Source organism: Actinomadura bangladeshensis (genome assembly GCF_004348335.1).
Classification (GTDB): Bacteria; Actinomycetota; Actinomycetes; order Streptosporangiales; family Streptosporangiaceae; genus Spirillospora; species Spirillospora bangladeshensis.
The window spans coordinates 23055-38453 of record NZ_SMJW01000052.1 but is presented as its reverse complement, the minus strand read 5'-3'; the positions used below and the strand labels follow the sequence as shown (position 1 = coordinate 38453).

The window sequence follows — 15399 nt, the reverse complement described above, 5'->3', positions numbered from 1 at the left end:
GCGCCGGGGAGGTCGCGGACGAGGCGGAGCGCGTCGGCGAGGAGGCGGAAGGCGCGGTCCGGGTCGCGTTCGGCGGTGGCGGTCTCGCGGAGGCGGAGGGCGGTGTCGAGCCGGTGCCGGGCCTCGGCGGCGAGGATCTCCTCCTCGGACGGCTCCCCCTCGCGGGGGGACGGGTGCGGGATCTTCGCCGCGTCGGCGGCTTCGGCGGCGGCGTACACCTCGCCCGCGTCGAGGAGGGCGCGCAGCCGGCCGGCGAGGCCCCCGCCCGGCCCGGTCTCGCGGACGATCGCGAAGACCAGCCGGCGGGCGTCGCCCTGCTCGATGCCGAGGTCCTCGATCGCGTGCCGGAGCAGGGCGCGCTCGGAGGCGCGCTGCCGGAGGCGCTCGCGCAGCCGGTCGGCCACGTCGAACAGCAGCAGGGCGTGCGGGTCGGCGTCCGAGCGCAGCGCGGCGAGGATCGTGTCGGCGTGGGTGGTGCTGGTGTCGCGGCTGCGCCGCGCCCACTCGGCGCCGGCCGCCGCCACGGCGCCCTCGTCCAGGCGCAGGTCGCCGCCGGGCGCGGCGAAGCCGCCGAGGACGCGGATCGGCCCGGTGAGGCGCGGCCCGAACAGGAAGTCGGCGAGGTGCCGCTTGCCGAGGACGTCCAGCGACTCGCGCACCTTCCGGTAGGCGGGGTAGGGCGCGGCGGACGGCAGCGGGTCCGGTTCGCGGATCTCGATGCCGTCGGCGGCGGCCAGCCCGGCCAGCTCGGCGCGGGTCACGCCGCCGGTGCGGGCGATGGCCTCGACCTCGGCGGGCGCGGCCGTCCGCAGCACCCCGGCGGCGTCGGCGAGCCGGGCGCGGGCCTGCCCGCGGCGCCGCTCGGTGCGCTCGGCGCCGCCGCGCAGCCGCGCCTCCAGCGGGCGCGGGTCGCCGCGCTCGGCGGCGGCGAACAGCGGGGCCAGCTCGCGGTGCTCGGCCTCCAGCCGGTCGATCAGCTTGCGGTACTTCAGCTGCCCGCGGGCCCGCCGCCAGCACTGCCGGACCTCCTTCACCCGCGCCGCGACCGATGCGCCGGTGAGTCCGTCGAGCGTAGCTCGTCCGTTGAACGGCGGCGGGTGGGGGCTGGAGGACGGTGGGCCGTCCAGCGCGTAGCGGACGCGCAGGTCCTCGGGAGGCTGGTCGCCCGCGGCCCGCGCGGGCTCCAGCACCTCCCGCCGGTAGTCGTCGTCGAACGCCACGGGCGCCTCCAGGGGGTCGGCGGGGCGCTCAGCTCACCTGGACGCGGGAGAGGGCCTTGCGGGAGCGTTCGACCTCTTCCTCGGACATGCCGCCGACGTCCACCTTCAGCTCCAGCCGCTCGCCGGTCTCCTTCTCCACGGCCGTGACGTTCAGCAGCCCGGACGAGTCGAGCGCGAACGTGACGCCGATCGGCCAGCCCGCCTTCTTGCCCGGCGGCACCCGGATCTCCCCGGTCGCGATCTCGGTGTTGTCGATCAGGTCGCCGGACTCCACGACCCCGGCCTGCTCCATGACCCGGATGTCGGCGGACGTCTGGTCGTCGTAGACGGTGAAGAAGTCCTCGGTCTTCGCGGCGGGCAGCTCGTCGTTGGCGTGCACGAGGTGCGCGACGTTCTCCGCGCCGGTCTCCCGGTCGACCACGACGATCCCGAAGGCGTGCGAGGCGACCGTCTTGATCTGCCGTCCGGCGATCTGCTTCTGCTGCTCGGCGGACAGGCCCGCCCGGACCGCCATCTCCTCGGCCCGCTCGGCGGCGCCCTCCCGGACGAGCCGCCGGTAGGTCTCCTCGAACGCGTACAGCGCCGCGCCCTTCGCGACCGCGAGGTCGGGGTCCTGCAGGCGGGGGGTGAGGCCCAGCTCGGTCGCCAGCCGCGCCGCGACCACCGGCATCTTCGTGGACCCGCCGACGAGGACGAGGTCGTCGTAGTCGTCGACGCCCTTCTCGGCGGCGGTCGACAGCGTCCGGCCGGTGATCTCCACGGTGCGGTCGAGGAGGTCCTTGGTCAGCTCCTCCAGCTTCTCCCGCGTCACCTCGACCGCCGCGACCCGGCCGCCGTGCATCACCCGCACGGTGTGGGCCGTGCGGGTGGTGAGGGCCTTCTTGGCGTCCTCGGCGTCGCGGCGGAGCTGCTGCTCGGTCTGCTTGTCGTCGAGCGGGTCGCCCGCGCCGGGGTGCTCCTCGCGGAACCGCTCGGCGAGGTGCTCCACGAGCCGCGCGTCCCAGTCGGCGCCGCCGAGCTCGTGGTCGCCGTCGGTGCACACGACTTCGATGTGGCCTTCCCGCAGCGCGATGACGGTGGTGTCGAACGTCCCGCCGCCGAGGTCGTACACCAGGATCGTGCGGTCCTGCTCGGGGTTGAGGACGCCGTAGGTGATCGCGGCGGCGATCGGCTCGGACACGATGTCGATGACGTTCAGCCCGGCGATCCGCCCCGCCTTGCGGGTCGCGTCGCGCTCGGCGGCGCCGAAGTAGGCCGGGACGGTGATGACGACGTCGCGGGCGTCCTCGCCGGTGGTGGTGCGCGCGTCCGTCGCGAGCTTCAGCAGGACGAACGCCGAGATCTCCTCCGGCGTGAAATCGATGCCGTGGATGGGCCGCGTCACGTCCCGGCCCATGTCGCGCTTGATCAGGCTGACGACGTTGTCGGGCTCCAGCACCGCGGTGTCCTTGGCGGTGGCGCCGACGACGACGTTCTCGCCGCTCTCGAAGAAGACGACGGACGGCGTGGTGTCGGTGCCCTCCAGGTTGCGCAGGACCGCGGGCCGCCCTACATCGTCGATGGAGGCAATGCAGGAGTACGTGGTTCCGAGGTCGATCCCGTAGACAGCCATGTCCCTCTCACCTGTCGGTCCCGAGTCCAGAATTCATCGTCTCGCCACGTTCGGCCCCGCCGTGGCGACTTGGGGCGGCTTTGACCGAGGCTCCGTCGAGCTTGCCGACGCTCACCGCCGCCTTGCGCAGCACCTTCCCGCTCTGCTCGAACCCGTCGGCCTGGACGGCGGTGACGGTGCCGTCCGCCAGCGGGTCGGTGACGGGCGTGACCGCGACCGGGCGGTGCCGGGCCGCGTCGTAGGGCGCGCCGGGCTCGACCGTGAAGCGCTCGACCCCGAGCCGCGCCAGCGCGTCGGCGACGTCGTCGGCGAGCGCCGCCAGCAGCAGCGCGGTCCGCCGCGGGTCGGGCGGTTCGGCGAGGTCGGGCGCGGCGAGCCGGTCGGACTCGCGCCTGGCCTGGTCGTGCAGCCGGTACAGCGCGGTGCGGACGGGTTCGAGCATGCCCTGCAGCTCGCCGCGCCGCAGCCGCTGGTTCTCCTCGTGCAGCCGGTCGATGACGGCCTCGCGGTGCGCCGCCCGCTCGTGCTCGCGGTCCAGCCGCGCCGCCAGCCCGGCGAGGGCGTCCCGGACGTCCGCGCGGAACGCCGCGCCGTCCGCCTCGTCCCCGGCGGAGGCGGGCTCCGGCGCTGCTCCGGAGTCCTCGTTGACTGGGGGTTCCCCGTCCCTCGACACGTGCGGTTACCTTAATGCTGGACGGCAGGCGGACGACAGGCCCTGGTGATGACCTTGTCTGGACTCTAGTTTGACCCGTACCCGTCATTCCAGCACCGACATGTGCCGCCGAGTTCTCCGAACGACACGGAGGGGTAACACCGGGGAAACGGGCGTCGCCCAGGCTGGGGGCCTCGCCCGGACGTGCCGGCGCGGAACTGGAGGTGCCCATGTTGCTGCGGATACGAGTCCGGCTGCCGGACCGCCCCGGGTCGCTCGGGCAGGTGGCCCGCACCCTCGGCGCGGCGGGCGCCGACGTCGTGCAGATGGCGGTGCTGGAGCGCGGCAACGGCCGGGCCATGGACGATTTCACGGTCGCGTGGCCCGTCGGTGCGGGCATCGAACGGCTGATGGAGGGCCTCGGCTCGGTCCAGGGCGTGGACGTCGTCGGCATCTGGCCGACCCAGGAGCCGCAGGGCGCGTTCCCGGACGCGGCCGTGATCGGGCAGGTCGGGGCCGTCCCCGAGCGCGGGATGGAGATCCTCGCCGACGCCGTCCCGGCCCTGCTGAGCGCCGACTGGGCGGGCCTCGCCGAACCGTCGGGGGACGACGCGGCGATCCTCGTGCACGCCAGCGTCGGCGGCGTGTCGGGCGCGGACCTGCCGGGCCTGGAGCCGCTGCGGCCGCGCGCCTTCACCGCGCCGGACGGCACCCAGTTCGCGGTGTGCCCGCTCGCCCTGGGCGCCGTCGCGCTGGTCGCCGCCCGGACGGGCGCGCCGCCGTTCCACCGCACGGAGGTCTTCCGCCTGGAGCAGCTCGCGGGCGCCGCCGACGCCGTCCTGTACGGGTCGCCCGTCGCACGGACCGGGTTCTGACCTGGTCTTTCCGGTGAACCGGTTCTAGAGTCGCCTTCCAGGACCCTGCCGCGTTCCAGGAGGTGGCCGATGGCCGAACTGCTCCGCCCGTACGCCGATGCCAAGCCGGACGAACCCGCCATCACCGACGAACGCGGCAGTACCTCGTGGCGGGAGCTGGACGCGCGGACCGGCCGGCTGGCGAACGCGCTGCGCGGGCTGGGCCTCGGCACCGGCGACGCGATCGCGATCCACTCCGGCAACCGGCGCGAGTCCTTCGAGCTGATGTGCGCCGCCGGCCACATCGGGCTCCGCTACGTGATGGTCAACTGGCACTGGACGGCCGACGAGCTGCGCTACGTCCTGGCCGACGCGGGCGCGCGGGCGCTGTTCTCCGAGGACGCCTTCGGCGGCGTCGCGCGCGAGGCGTCCGACGGCCTCGGCCTGGACGCCCGGGTGGCCTTCGGCGGCGCCGTCGAGGGCTTCACCCCGTACGAGGAGTTCCTCGCGACCGGCGCCGGGGAGGAGATCGCCGACCCGGTGATGGGCTTCCCGATGTTCTACACCTCGGGCACCACCGGGCGGCCGAAGGGCGTCAGCCGCACGCAGCTGGGCGCGGGCGCGCCGATCGAGACGGCGAGCCTGATCGGCGACGTGTTCGCCGAGGTGCTGCGGATCCCGGCGGACGGCCGGTCGCTGCTCGTCGGGCCCGTCTACCACTCGGCGCAGTGGCTGTGGTCGCTGGTGTTCCTGCTCCGCGGGCGTTCGGTGGTGATGCGGCGCGACTTCGACCCGGCCGCGGCGCTGCGGCTCATCGACGAGCACGCGATCACGAACGTCCACCTCGTCCCGACCCAGTTCGTCCGGCTGCTGCGGCTGGACGAGGAGGCGCGCGCGGCGTTCGACGGGTCCAGCCTCGCGGCCGTGTGGCACGGCGCCGCGCCCTGCCCGCCCGAGGTCAAGCGGCGGATGATCGACTGGTTCGGGCCGGTCGTGCACGAGTACTACGGCTCCACCGAGGCGTCGGTGAACAGCGTCATCACCGCCGAGGAGTGGCTGCGCAAGCCCGGCAGCGTCGGCCTGCCGCTGCCCACCACCGAGGTCCACATCCTGCGCGAGGACGGCGAGCCGGCCGCCGTCGGCGAGCGCGGCCAGATCTTCTTCCGGTACACGAGCGGTGACGACGTCGCCTACTGGGGCGACGAGGAGAAGACCCGCTCGGTGCACCGCGCGGACGGCCTGTTCACCACCGGCGACGTCGGCCACCTGGACGAGGACGGCTACCTGTTCCTGTCCGACCGCGTCATCGACATGATCATCAGCGGCGGGGTGAACATCTACCCGGCCGAGATCGAGGGCGTGCTGATCACCCATCCGGCCGTCCGCGACGTGGCGGTGTTCGGCGTCCCGGACGAGGAGTTCGGCGAGCAGGTCAAGGCGGCCGTGGAACTCGCCGAAGGCGCCGAGCCGTCCGATGCGCTCGCCGCCGAGCTGATCGGGCACGTCCGCACGTCGCTCGCCGGGTACAAGGCCCCGCGCTCGGTCGACTTCGTCGAGCGGATGCCGAGGACGCCGACCGGCAAGCTCTACAAGCGCCTGCTGCGCGACCCCTACTGGGAGGGGCAGAAGCAGAAGATCTGACTCACGCGAGCAGCGCGAGGACGGCGTCCAGGCCGGTGAGGCACGCGTCGGAGCCGAGGCCCTGCGCGACGGTCGCCGCCGCCGCGGTGCCCCAGCGGGCCGCCTCCAGGACCTCCCGGCCGTGCGCGAGCCCGGTGATGAACCCGGCGCAGTACGCGTCGCCGCAGCCCGTCGTGTCGACGACCTCGACCGGCAGGGCGGGCAGCCGGTGGACGCCCTCGGCGGTCGCGACGAGGCTGCCGTCCGCGCCGAGGGTGACGACCACGGTCCCCGGGCCGCGGTCGAGCAGCGCCCGCGCGGCCTTCTCCGGGTCGCTCTCGCCGGTCATCGCCGCGGCCTGCTCCTCGTTCGGCAGGAAGTGGTCGACGTGCGGCAGGAAGGCGGCGGCGCCCGCCAGCAGGTCGGGCATGTTGGACAGCAGGTCCATGGTGACGACCGTGCCCGTCCGGCGGGCGGCTGCGAGCATCTCGAAGAACGCCGGGTCGTTGAGCCCGAACGTGACGTCGGGCCCGCCGAGGTGGACGACGCCCGCCGCGCTGAGCAGGCCGGGCCCCACCGCGCCCGCGGTGAGGGTCAGGTTGGCGCCCGGGACGTGGAAGCTCGGCCGCCCGCCGTCCGGCCGGATCGGCAGGATGGAGGCGCTCGTCTGGTCGGCGGTCCGGCGGACGAGGCCGGTCGCGTCCACGCCGTTCCGGGTCATGATCGCCACGAGCAGGTCGCCGAGGTCGTCGTCGCCGATCGCGCCGACCGAGATGACCTCGTTGCCGAGCCGGGCGAGCGCCACCGCGGTCCCGGCGGCGGCGCCGGCGGCGGTCACCCGGATCTGCTCCACGACGACGGTGTCCTGCCCGTCCGGGATGCCCTCGACGGGCCGGGCGAGCACGTCCAGGATGTGCGCGCCGAGAGTGACAACGGTCATGACGGGCCCCTTAATGATCGTCAGGGCCGTAGCGTACGCGGTGGAGAGCGCAGAACGTGAGAGGTATTCGCAATGTTGTTGAAAGATGAACGGCATGAGCTGTGCGCCATCGGCCGGCGGCTGGCCGAGACCGGTCTGGTGACCGGCGCGTCGGGCAACATCAGCGTCCGGCTGGGCGACCTGGTCGCGGTCACGCCCGGCGGCATGATGCTCGACCGGATGGAGCCCGCCGACTGCCCGGTGGTGAACCTCTCCTCGCAGCTCGTCGAGGGCGAGCGGGCGCCGTCGTCGGAGACGCCGATGCACCTGGCCCTCTACGACGCGACCCCGGCGGCCGCGATCGTCCACACGCACTCGACCTACGGCGCCGTCGTGGCCACGACCATGTCCGAGCTGCCGCCGATCCACTACAACACCCTGCTCCTCGGCGGCGTGGTGAAGGTCGCCGAGTACGCCACGTACGGGACGCCGGAGCTGGCGGAGAACGTCCGGCGGGCGATGGAGGGCGGCAGGCGCGCCGCGCTGATGGCCAACCACGGCGGCGTGGCGATCGGCCGCGACCTGGACGAGGCGTTCGAGAACGCGCGCCTGCTCGAATGGCTCTGCGGCGTGTACGTGCGGGCCAGGATGATCGGCGAGCCGCGCGTCCTGACCGACGACGAGCTGGCGAAGGTGGTGGAGCGCGGTCTCGCCCCGCCCGCGTTCCCACGTGTGTAACCTAACGCTTGCTAGGTTGACTCCGGGAGGCCCGCTTTGCCCTTCGTCCTGATCGACAGGCCGCGCCCGCACCTCACCCTCATCACGCTCAACCGGCCCGAGCGCATGAACGCGATGGCCTTCGACGTGATGGTCCCGTTCCGCGAGGCGCTCGAGCAGGTGAGCCTCGACAACGACACCCGCGCCGTCGTCATCACCGGCGCCGGGCGCGGCTTCTGCTCCGGGGCGGACCTGGAGAACCCCGGCGACATCCCCGGCATCGACGGGCTGACGCTCCCGACCATCGCGCTCCGCTCGATGGAGCTGCTCGACGACGTGATCCGCGCGATGCGCCGCGTCCACCAGCCGGTCATCGCGGCGATCAACGGACCCGCGATCGGCGGCGGGCTCTGCCTGTCCCTGGCCGCCGACATCCGGCTCGGCTCCGACACCGCCCTGTTCCGCGCCGCCGGGATCAACAACGGCCTCACCGCGAGCGAACTCGGCCTCAGCTACCTGCTGCCGCGCGCCATCGGAGCCTCCCGCGCCTTCGAGCTGATGCTGTCCGGACGGGACGTGGACGCCGCCGAGGCCGAGCGCATCGGCCTGCTCTCCCGCGTCGTCCCCGGCGACAAGCTCCTCGACTCCTGCTACGACCTCGCCGAGCGCATCGCCGGGTTCAGCCGCCCCGGCGTCGAGCTGACGAAGCGGATGCTGTGGTCCGGCCTGGACGCCGCGAGCCTCGACGCGCACATGGGCCAGGAGGGCCTCGCCCAGCTCTACGTCCGCCTCACCACGCAGAACTTCGAAGAGGCGATCAGGGCGCGCAAGCAGCACCGCCCGCCGGACTTCAAGGACTGAACCGTGGCAGGGTGAGGGGGTGCCGAAGCTCTCACCGGACGACGCGCGCCGCCTCCTGGCGTCCGTCCCGATCGTGCGCCTGGCGACCGTGGGGGAGGACGGGCGGCCGCACCTCGTCCCGGTGACGTTCGCCGTCCACCGGGGCAGCGTCTACACGGCCGTCGACCACAAGCCGAAGAGCACCCGGGACCTGCGGCGGCTGGCGAACGTCCGCGCCAACCCCCGCGTCGCGCTGCTGGCCGACCACTATGAGGACGACTGGTCGCGCCTGTGGTGGGTCCGGGTGGACGGCCGCGCCCAGGTCGTCGAGGACCCCGCGCGGATGGCCGAGCCCGTCCGCCTCCTCGCCGACCGCTACGCCCAGTACCGCGGGCGTCCGCCCGAGGGGCCGGTCATAGCGATCACCATCGACTCCTGGACGGGCTGGTCGGCGTCCTAGCGGGCTCAGTCCCAGGCGCCGCCGATCTTCGCCAGGTCATCGGCGTACTCGATGCGGGTGCGCCACTCGTCCGGCCAGGCGTCCATGCCGAGGCGGGCGCCGGCGAACGCGCCGGCCAGGCAGGCGATCGAGTCGGAGTCGCCGGAGCTGGCGGCGCCGCGCCGGATCGCCTCGACCGGCTCGTCCGGGAACAGCAGGAAGCACAGCAGGCCCGTGGCGAGGGCCTCCTCGGCGACCCAGCCCGCGCCGGTGATCTCGCACGGGTCGGACGCCCGGTCGCCGCGCCGGAGGGCCTCGTCCAGGCGGTCGAGGACGGCCAGGCACTCGTCCCAGCCGCGCGCGATGAACGTCTCCGGCGAGTCCATGCCGGGCCGCTGCCACAGTTCGCCGAGCCAGCGCTCGCGGTAGGCGGTGCGCTGGTCGCGGCAGCGGGCGCGGAGCGCGCCGGGCAGGTCGGACGGGTCCATGCCGTCGGCCAGCCACCGGACGGCGAACGCGGTCAGCTCGCTGGCGGCGAGCCCGGTCGGGTGCCCGTGGGTGAGGGCCGCCTGGAGCTGGGAGGCGCCCGCCCGCGTCTCGTCCGTCAGGCCGGGCGCGAGGCCGACCGGCGCGACGCGCATGTTGGCGCCGCAGCCCTTGGAGCCCGCCACGGTCGCCTCCACCCAGGGGCGCCCGGCCTCCAGGCCCCGGCACGCGCGCAGGCACGTGTTGCCCGGCGCCCGGTCGTTGTCGGGGCTGTTGAGCCAGTCGATGAAGCGCCGGCGCCACATCGGCGTGATCAGGTCCGGGGTGAAGGGCGGGTTCGCGAGGGCGTCCAGGAGCGCGAGGCCGACCGCGATCGCCATCTGCGTGTCGTCGGTCACCGGCGCCGGATCGCCGGTGAGCTGCGCGGGCCCGCGCTCGCCGAAGCGCTTGCGGATCTGCTTCATGCCGAGGAACTCGGTCGGCGCCCCCAGGGAGTCGCCGTACGCCAGCCCGAACATCGCCCCGCTCGCCCGTTTCATATCGGGCATTCTTCCTCAACCGGCACGCTGGAAGCGGCCGGGCGTCATGCCGTAGCAGCGGACGAACCAGCGCGTCAGATGGCTCTGGTCGGCGAAACCGGTGCGGGCCGCGACGTCCCCGATGGCGCCGCCCCCGGCGAGCAGGCGCCGGGCGGCGCGGAGGCGGAGCTGGCGCTGGTAGTCGCTCGGCCCCATCCCGTACGCCCGGCGAAAGCCCCGGTAGAGCGCGAACCGGCTGCATCCCGCCACCCGGGCCAGTTCGTCGGCGCCGATGTCGTCGAGGTACGCCTCCTCCAGGCGCCGCCTGGCCCGCTCGACGAAGCCGCCGGCCGGGCCGGTGCCGAGGCGCCGCGTGGCCGCCCGGTCGACCATCGCCCCGACCGTCGCGGTCAGCAGCTCGTCCCGCCGCAGCGCCGGCGCGCCGCCGAGCAGCGCCGCGTGCAGCCCGCGCAGGTTCCTCGCCAGGACGGGGTCGCTCACGACCGGGGAGGCGAACAGCGGCAGCCCGGCCGTCCGGCCCGCCATGTCGGCCAGCACGTCCGACACCAGGTCAGGGCCGATGTGCACCATCCGGTAGGTGAAGCCCAGTTCGTCGGCGGCGTGGCCGTCGTGCGGATCGTCGGGATTGAACGCGATGACCATCCCGGCCGCGCTCGTATGGGCGCCGCCCCGGCAGCGGAACGCCTGGTAGCCGTCCTCAGTCACCCCGAACGAGTACGTCTCGTGGCTGTGCCGGTGGTAGACGTGCCGCTCGAAGTGGGCGTGCATCGCCTCCAGGGGGCGGTCGGACGACCGCCAGTACCGGCTCCAGTCCACGCGTCCGATTCTCGCGCACGAGCGTTCAAGACGGGCCGCCGCCGGGTGCGGGACCCTGCGTCGCATGCGCTTCGACACCAAGATCGGGATCGTGGTCCGCGACGACCTGGCCGCCTGGCAGCGGCTCAACGTGACCGCGTTCCTGGCGAGCGCCGTCGCCGGCGGCGTGCCCGGCGTCATCGGCGAGCCCTACGAGGACGCGTCCGGGAACCGGTACCTGGCGATGTTCCGGCAGCCGGTGCTGGTCTACGAGGCCGGCGCGGAGGCGACCCTGACGGCGCACGGCCGGGCCCTCGCCCGCGGCATGGACGTCGCCGTCTACATCGAGGACATGTTCAAGACCGGCCACGACGAGGCCAACCGCGAGACCGTCCGCGCGGTCACGGCCGAGGAGATGCCCCTGGTCGGGTTCGCCGTCCACGGCCCGCGGAACGGCGTGGACAAGGTCCTCAAGGGGTTGCGGCTGCACCCGTGAGGCCGGCGAGCGCGGCCAGCCGCTCGCGGTGGCGGTCGGGCGCGCCGAGCAGCTGCCGGGAGCCCTGGGCGCGCTTGAAGTACAGGTGCGCGTCGTGCTCCCAGGTGAACCCGATGCCGCCGTGCAGCTGGATGGCCTCGCCCGCCGTGTGGAAGTAGGCGTCCGAGCAGTACGCCTTGGCCAGCGCGGCGGCGGCCGGCAGCTCCCGCGGGCTCTCGTCCGCCGCGGCGGCGGCGTTCAGCACGGCCGACCGGGCCGACTCGACCAGCACGAACATGTCCGCGCAGCGGTGCTTGATCGCCTGGAACGACCCGATCGGGCGGCCGAACTGGTACCGCACCTTCGCGTACTCGACGGTCATGTCCAGGGTCTTCTGCGCGCCGCCGAGCTGCTCGGCGGCCAGCGCCACGGCCGCGACGTCGAGCGCCCGCCGGATCGCGTCCTCCCCGCCGACCCTCCGCGCGGGGACACCGCCGAACTCGATCCGCGCCAGCTTCCGCGTCTGGTCGAGCGTCACCACGGGGGTCCGGACGAGACGCGACGCGTCCTCGACGGCGTAGAGGCCGACACCGTCGTCATCCCGGGCCGCGACGAGGACCAGGTCGGCGATGTGCCCGTCCAGGACGAAGTTCTTGCCTCCGCGCAGGAGGCCGTCCTCGTACCGGGCCTCCACGTCGGCGGGATCCCAGGACCCGCCGTCCTCGGCCACGGCCAGCGTCGCGATCACCGACCCGTCCGCGATGCCGGGCAGCAGGTCGTGCCCGCCCTCACCGGCCTCCAGCGCCGCCGCCGCGGTGATCGTCGCGAGGAAGGGGGCGCACACGACCGCCCGTCCCATCTCCTCGAACACGACCGCCAGTTCCCGCACGCCGAACCCGGCGCCGCCGTGCTCCTCGGCGATCGCGAGGCCCTGCAGCCCGAGCTGCTCGGCCATCTGCGCCCACACCTTCGGGTCGTGGCCCTCGGCCGTCTCCATCAGCCGCCGCACCTCGGCGGCGGGGGACCGGTCGGCGAAGAAGCGCCGCAGCGCGTCCCGCAGCTCCCGCTGTTCCTCGGTGACGACGAGCTTCATTCCGGCGGCCTCCCGCGCACGACCCAGTGCTTGCACGCCCATCCTGCCGCGCGCCCGGCGCGCGGCCCGCCGCCGTCCCGGCCACCGGGACGGTCAGGGCGCCCAGTCGTGCGGCCCGAGGACGTACCCGCGGGTGGTCGAGTGCAGGTGGTTGATCAGCACCAGGTGCCCGAGCGCCGCCCACACGTCCTCCTCGGGACCGCCGACGAGCCGCCCGACCGTCTCGAAGTCGGCGGCCCCGCCGTCCTTGTCGATCTCCGCGACCGTCTCGTACACCGCCAGCTCGAAGTCCGACAGCTCCTGGACGTCCCCACGTCCAACATTTCGTTCATCCATAGACAAACCGTGCCCACTTGCACCCGTTCTATCTGCCGACCGCCGGAGGGGAGCCGTAGGCTGGGCATGCGAGTGCCCGTCACTACGATCTGTATGCGGAAGGTGGCGCTCTGCTTATAGACTCGCCCGCGAGGAAAGGAGCAGAGCATGACTGCGATGGTTCATGAGCCTCTGTCGTATGGAGACGACGATGGTCTCCTCGAAGGTTTCCTCGCCCTCGACACCCCGGAGGGCTTCCGAGCCGAACTGATCGACGGAGAGATCGTCGTGACCCCACCCCCCCTAGGCGACCATGAGGACTGGATCGCCGAAGTCTCCCTGCAGATCGTCCGGGAGTCGCCTCAGCGGTTCCACTGGGCCGGTCAGAAGGGCTTGATCATCCCTGGCGATGGCGATGGCCGGGCGATGCGCGTGATCCCGGACATGGTCCTGGCACCCGCCGAGCTACGGCTCTTCCGAGGGGCTCGCGAGTGGATGGAGGTCGAGCCCGAAGGGATCTCCATGGTCGTCGAAGTCACCTCCTCCAGGCCGGAACACGACCGAGGCGGCAAGCGAACCGGGTACGCGCGCGCGGGCATTCCGTTCTATCTGCTGGTGGACCGGGACGAGCGGACGGTGACGCTGTTCAGCGGAACGGACGGCACGGACTACCGGCATACGGACCAGGTGCCCTTCGGCAAGTCGCTTCCGCTGCCGGAGCCGTTCGAGATCGAGTTGGACACCTCGGGCTTCGCCTGAGCCCGGTCGGCAGCCGCCTGTCGGCGGTGGCGAGGGGGGATCATGAGAGCTGTGCGCGTCCATGAGCGCGGCGGTACTGAGGGTCTGGTCCTGGAGGACGCGCCGGACCCGCGTCCGGCCACCGGGGACGTGGTCGTGCGGGTGCACGCGGCGGGGTTCGTCCCCGATGAACTCGACTGGCCCGGCACCTGGGTCGACCGGGCCGGACGCGACCGGACACCGTCGATCCCCGCCCACGACGTCGCCGGCGTGGTCGCCGAGGTCGCCTACGGCACCGCCGGGTTCGCCGTGGGGGACCGCGTGTTCGGCCTGACCGACTGGCACCGCGACGGCGCGGCGGCCGAGTACGTCGCCGTGGAGGCCCGCAACCTCGCCCATCTGCCCGGCTCGGTGGGGTTCACCGAAGCGGCCGCGCTGCCGCTCGCCGGTCTGACGTGCTGGCAGGCCCTGTTCGTCCACGGCGGGCTGGAGCCGGGCCGGACGGTCGTCGTCCACGGCGGGGGAGGCGGGGTCGGCAGCCTGGCCGTCCGGCTGGCCCGCGACGCCGGCGCGCACGTCATCGCCACCGGCCGGGCCCGCGCGGCGGAGGTCGCGATGGCGATGGGCGCGCATGCCTTCGTCGACCTGGAAGGCCGGCGCTTCGAGGACGCCGTCGAACCCGTCGACCTGGTCTTCGACACGATCGGCGGCGACCTGCTGGAGCGCTCGGCGAGCAGGATCAAGCCCGGCGGCGCGCTGGTCTCGGGCGCGGTCCCGCCGCCGGTCGAGCCGCCGGACGGGCGCGCCGTCTACTTCATCGTCGAACCCGACCGCGGCCAGCTCGCCGAACTCGCCGAGCGCGCCGGGGACGGCCGGCTCCGCGCCCATGTCGGCGCCGTGTACCCGCTGGCCGAGACGCGCGCGGCGTTCGAGGCCAAGCACACGGGCGTCCCCGGCAAGGTCGTCATCGAGGTCTGATCCTCAGCCGGCCTCGGCCACCCCGAGGAAGAAGTCCCGGACGTCCCCGGCGAACAGGTCCGGCACTTCCATCGCGGCGAAGTGGCCGCCCCGGTCGAACTCCGACCAGTGCCCGATGGTGTAGAGCCGCTCGGCCAGCGGGCGCACCGACCGGGTGATGTCGTGCGCGAACACCGCCACGCCGACCGGCGCCCGGCACGGCGCGGCCTGCCCGCGCGGAGCGTCGTGGTGCAGCCGCGCCGAGGAGGCCGCGGTGGCGGTCAGCCAGTACAGCGAGACGTCGGTCAGCAGCCGGTCGTCGTCGACCGGCGTGCTCGGGTCGGTCCACTGCGCGAAGCGCTCGGCGATCCAGACCAGCTGCCCGACCGGCGAGTCGGTCAGCGCGTAGCCGATGGTCTGCGGGGTGAGCGCCTGCAGCGCCTGGTACGGCGGGCGGTTCGCCATCAGCTTCCTGATCTCCTCCAGCCGGGCCTCGTCCGCCTCCGACACCTCGACCGCGGGGTCCGGCCGGGTCGGCAGGTAGTTGACGTGCACCCCGACGACCTGCTCGGGCGCCGCCGCGCCGAGCGCGAGGGAGATGCCCGAGCCGAAGTCGCCGCCCTGCGCGCCGTAGCGCTCGTACCCGAGCCGGCGCATGAGCTCGGCCCAGGCCCGCGCGATCCGGGGGACGCCCCAGCCGCGCTCGCGGGTCGGCCCGGAGAACCCGAAGCCGGGGATGGACGGGATCACCAGGTGGAAGTCGCGCGACAGCGGCTCGATCACGTCCAGGAACTCCAGGAACGAGCCGGGCCAGCCGTGCGTGAGGACCAGCGCGAGCGCGTCCGGCTTCGCCGACCGGACGTGCACGAAGTGGATGTTCTGCCCGTCGATCTCGGTGGTGAAGTGCGGCAGCTCGTTGAGCTCGGCCTCGTGCTTGCGCCAGTCGTGGCCGGTGCGCCAGTACTCGGCCAGCTCCCGGGCCCGGGCCAGCGGAAACCCGTAGTCCCACCCGGCGCCGTCGACCTCGTCGGGCCACCGGGTGCGGGCGAGCCGGTCGGCCAGGTCGTCGAGGTCGGCCTGCGGGACGTCGATGCGGAACGGCTTGATCGTCATCTCAACTCCAGCGTG

The 15399-nt window shown here is 73.6% G+C and carries 16 protein-coding genes and 1 pseudogene; 8 read left to right on the top strand and 9 right to left on the bottom strand.

Going from position 1 to position 15399, the window contains the following annotated elements; all coding sequences use genetic code 11:
- The 3 genes and pseudogenes from E1284_RS13005 to grpE form a co-directional block, all read right to left on the bottom strand.
- Positions 1 to 1220: pseudogene (locus tag E1284_RS13005) on the bottom strand (hypothetical protein); the annotation flags it as partial.
- 28 nt (positions 1221 to 1248) lie between these two features.
- Complete coding sequence (locus E1284_RS13000) at positions 1249 to 2832, bottom strand: Hsp70 family protein (protein WP_131939303.1); 1584 nt, start codon at positions 2830 to 2832, stop codon at positions 1249 to 1251.
- Positions 2833 to 2839: 7 nt separating this feature from the next.
- Positions 2840 to 3505 carry a nucleotide exchange factor GrpE gene (gene grpE / locus E1284_RS12995; protein ID WP_131939302.1) on the bottom strand — a complete coding sequence of 222 codons (666 nt, stop codon included), beginning with the start codon at positions 3503 to 3505 and terminating at the stop codon, positions 2840 to 2842.
- 209 nt (positions 3506 to 3714) lie between these two features.
- On the opposite strand from grpE, the gene E1284_RS12990 reads away from it, so the two are divergent.
- Both E1284_RS12990 and E1284_RS12985 read left to right on the top strand, forming a co-directional pair.
- Positions 3715 to 4359: an ACT domain-containing protein gene (locus E1284_RS12990; protein WP_131939301.1), complete on the top strand. Its 645-nt coding sequence runs from the start codon at positions 3715 to 3717 to the stop codon at positions 4357 to 4359.
- Positions 4360 to 4428: 69 nt separating this feature from the next.
- Positions 4429 to 5979: an AMP-binding protein gene (locus tag E1284_RS12985; RefSeq protein ID WP_131939300.1), complete on the top strand. Its 1551-nt coding sequence runs from the start codon at positions 4429 to 4431 to the stop codon at positions 5977 to 5979.
- A gap of 1 nt (position 5980) precedes the next feature.
- On the opposite strand, the gene E1284_RS12980 is transcribed toward E1284_RS12985, so the two are convergent.
- On the bottom strand, positions 5981 to 6898 hold the full coding sequence (locus E1284_RS12980; RefSeq protein ID WP_131939299.1) for a carbohydrate kinase family protein: 918 nt from the start codon (positions 6896 to 6898) through the stop codon (positions 5981 to 5983).
- A gap of 72 nt (positions 6899 to 6970) precedes the next feature.
- Between E1284_RS12980 and E1284_RS12975 the strand changes: the two genes are divergently transcribed.
- From E1284_RS12975 to E1284_RS12965, 3 genes are read left to right on the top strand one after another with little or no spacing between them, the layout of a single operon-like run.
- A complete protein-coding gene (locus tag E1284_RS12975; protein ID WP_131939298.1) occupies positions 6971 to 7615 on the top strand; it encodes a class II aldolase/adducin family protein in 645 nt (214 codons plus the stop codon).
- 36 nt (positions 7616 to 7651) lie between these two features.
- On the top strand, positions 7652 to 8455 hold the full coding sequence (locus E1284_RS12970) for an enoyl-CoA hydratase (RefSeq protein ID WP_131939297.1): 804 nt from the start codon (positions 7652 to 7654) through the stop codon (positions 8453 to 8455).
- 19 nt (positions 8456 to 8474) lie between these two features.
- Positions 8475 to 8894, top strand: a complete 420-nt coding sequence (locus E1284_RS12965; RefSeq protein ID WP_131939296.1) for a TIGR03668 family PPOX class F420-dependent oxidoreductase — start codon at positions 8475 to 8477, stop codon at positions 8892 to 8894.
- A 5-nt stretch (positions 8895 to 8899) separates the two neighbouring features.
- Here the strand turns inward: E1284_RS12965 and E1284_RS12960 are convergent, their stop codons facing one another.
- Complete coding sequence (locus E1284_RS12960) at positions 8900 to 9898, bottom strand: ADP-ribosylglycohydrolase family protein (RefSeq protein ID WP_243714449.1); 999 nt, start codon at positions 9896 to 9898, stop codon at positions 8900 to 8902.
- A gap of 15 nt (positions 9899 to 9913) precedes the next feature.
- Positions 9914 to 10714 carry an AraC family transcriptional regulator gene (locus E1284_RS12955; protein ID WP_243714448.1) on the bottom strand — a complete coding sequence of 267 codons (801 nt, stop codon included), beginning with the start codon at positions 10712 to 10714 and terminating at the stop codon, positions 9914 to 9916.
- Between the two features lie 64 nt (positions 10715 to 10778).
- On the opposite strand from E1284_RS12955, the gene E1284_RS12950 reads away from it, so the two are divergent.
- On the top strand, positions 10779 to 11189 hold the full coding sequence (locus tag E1284_RS12950) for a DUF2000 domain-containing protein (RefSeq protein ID WP_131939295.1): 411 nt from the start codon (positions 10779 to 10781) through the stop codon (positions 11187 to 11189).
- Here E1284_RS12950 and E1284_RS12945 read toward each other — a convergent pair.
- Together E1284_RS12945 and E1284_RS12940 are read right to left on the bottom strand one after the other, a co-directional pair.
- Entirely contained in the window at positions 11164 to 12297 is a 1134-nt protein-coding gene (locus E1284_RS12945; protein WP_341770395.1) for an acyl-CoA dehydrogenase family protein, read from the bottom strand. The two genes, E1284_RS12950 and E1284_RS12945, sit on opposite strands and share 26 nt — an antisense overlap.
- A 57-nt stretch (positions 12298 to 12354) precedes the next feature.
- Complete coding sequence (locus E1284_RS12940) at positions 12355 to 12597, bottom strand: hypothetical protein (RefSeq protein WP_131939294.1); 243 nt, start codon at positions 12595 to 12597, stop codon at positions 12355 to 12357.
- 147 nt (positions 12598 to 12744) lie between these two features.
- Here E1284_RS12940 and E1284_RS12935 point away from each other — a divergent pair, with 147 nt between their 5' ends.
- Together E1284_RS12935 and E1284_RS12930 are read left to right on the top strand one after the other, a co-directional pair.
- Positions 12745 to 13335: a Uma2 family endonuclease gene (locus tag E1284_RS12935; RefSeq protein WP_207923725.1), complete on the top strand. Its 591-nt coding sequence runs from the start codon at positions 12745 to 12747 to the stop codon at positions 13333 to 13335.
- A 42-nt stretch (positions 13336 to 13377) separates the two neighbouring features.
- Positions 13378 to 14292 (top strand): NADP-dependent oxidoreductase, encoded by a 915-nt coding sequence (locus E1284_RS12930; protein ID WP_131939293.1) that lies wholly within the window; start codon positions 13378 to 13380, stop codon positions 14290 to 14292.
- A 3-nt stretch (positions 14293 to 14295) separates the two neighbouring features.
- Here the strand turns inward: E1284_RS12930 and E1284_RS12925 are convergent, their stop codons facing one another.
- Entirely contained in the window at positions 14296 to 15384 is a 1089-nt protein-coding gene (locus E1284_RS12925; protein WP_131939292.1) for an epoxide hydrolase family protein, read from the bottom strand.
- Positions 15385 to 15399 lie beyond the last annotated feature (15 nt).

Bases quoted from the DNA above. Each gene is read 5' to 3' on its own strand.
- E1284_RS13000 (WP_131939303.1), bottom strand. From the start codon at position 2,832: ATGGCTGTCTACGGGATCGACCTCGGAACCACGTACTCCTGCATTGCC.
- E1284_RS12990 (WP_131939301.1), top strand. From the start codon at position 3,715: ATGTTGCTGCGGATACGAGTCCGGCTGCCGGACCGCCCCGGGTCGCTC.
- E1284_RS12985 (WP_131939300.1), top strand. From the start codon at position 4,429: ATGGCCGAACTGCTCCGCCCGTACGCCGATGCCAAGCCGGACGAACCC.
- E1284_RS12980 (WP_131939299.1), bottom strand. From the start codon at position 6,898: ATGACCGTTGTCACTCTCGGCGCGCACATCCTGGACGTGCTCGCCCGG.
- E1284_RS12975 (WP_131939298.1), top strand. From the start codon at position 6,971: ATGTTGTTGAAAGATGAACGGCATGAGCTGTGCGCCATCGGCCGGCGG.
- E1284_RS12960 (WP_243714449.1), bottom strand. From the start codon at position 9,898: ATGAAACGGGCGAGCGGGGCGATGTTCGGGCTGGCGTACGGCGACTCC.
- E1284_RS12950 (WP_131939295.1), top strand. From the start codon at position 10,779: ATGCGCTTCGACACCAAGATCGGGATCGTGGTCCGCGACGACCTGGCC.
- E1284_RS12940 (WP_131939294.1), bottom strand. From the start codon at position 12,597: ATGGATGAACGAAATGTTGGACGTGGGGACGTCCAGGAGCTGTCGGAC.
- E1284_RS12935 (WP_207923725.1), top strand. From the start codon at position 12,745: ATGACTGCGATGGTTCATGAGCCTCTGTCGTATGGAGACGACGATGGT.
- E1284_RS12930 (WP_131939293.1), top strand. From the start codon at position 13,378: ATGAGAGCTGTGCGCGTCCATGAGCGCGGCGGTACTGAGGGTCTGGTC.
- E1284_RS12925 (WP_131939292.1), bottom strand. From the start codon at position 15,384: ATGACGATCAAGCCGTTCCGCATCGACGTCCCGCAGGCCGACCTCGAC.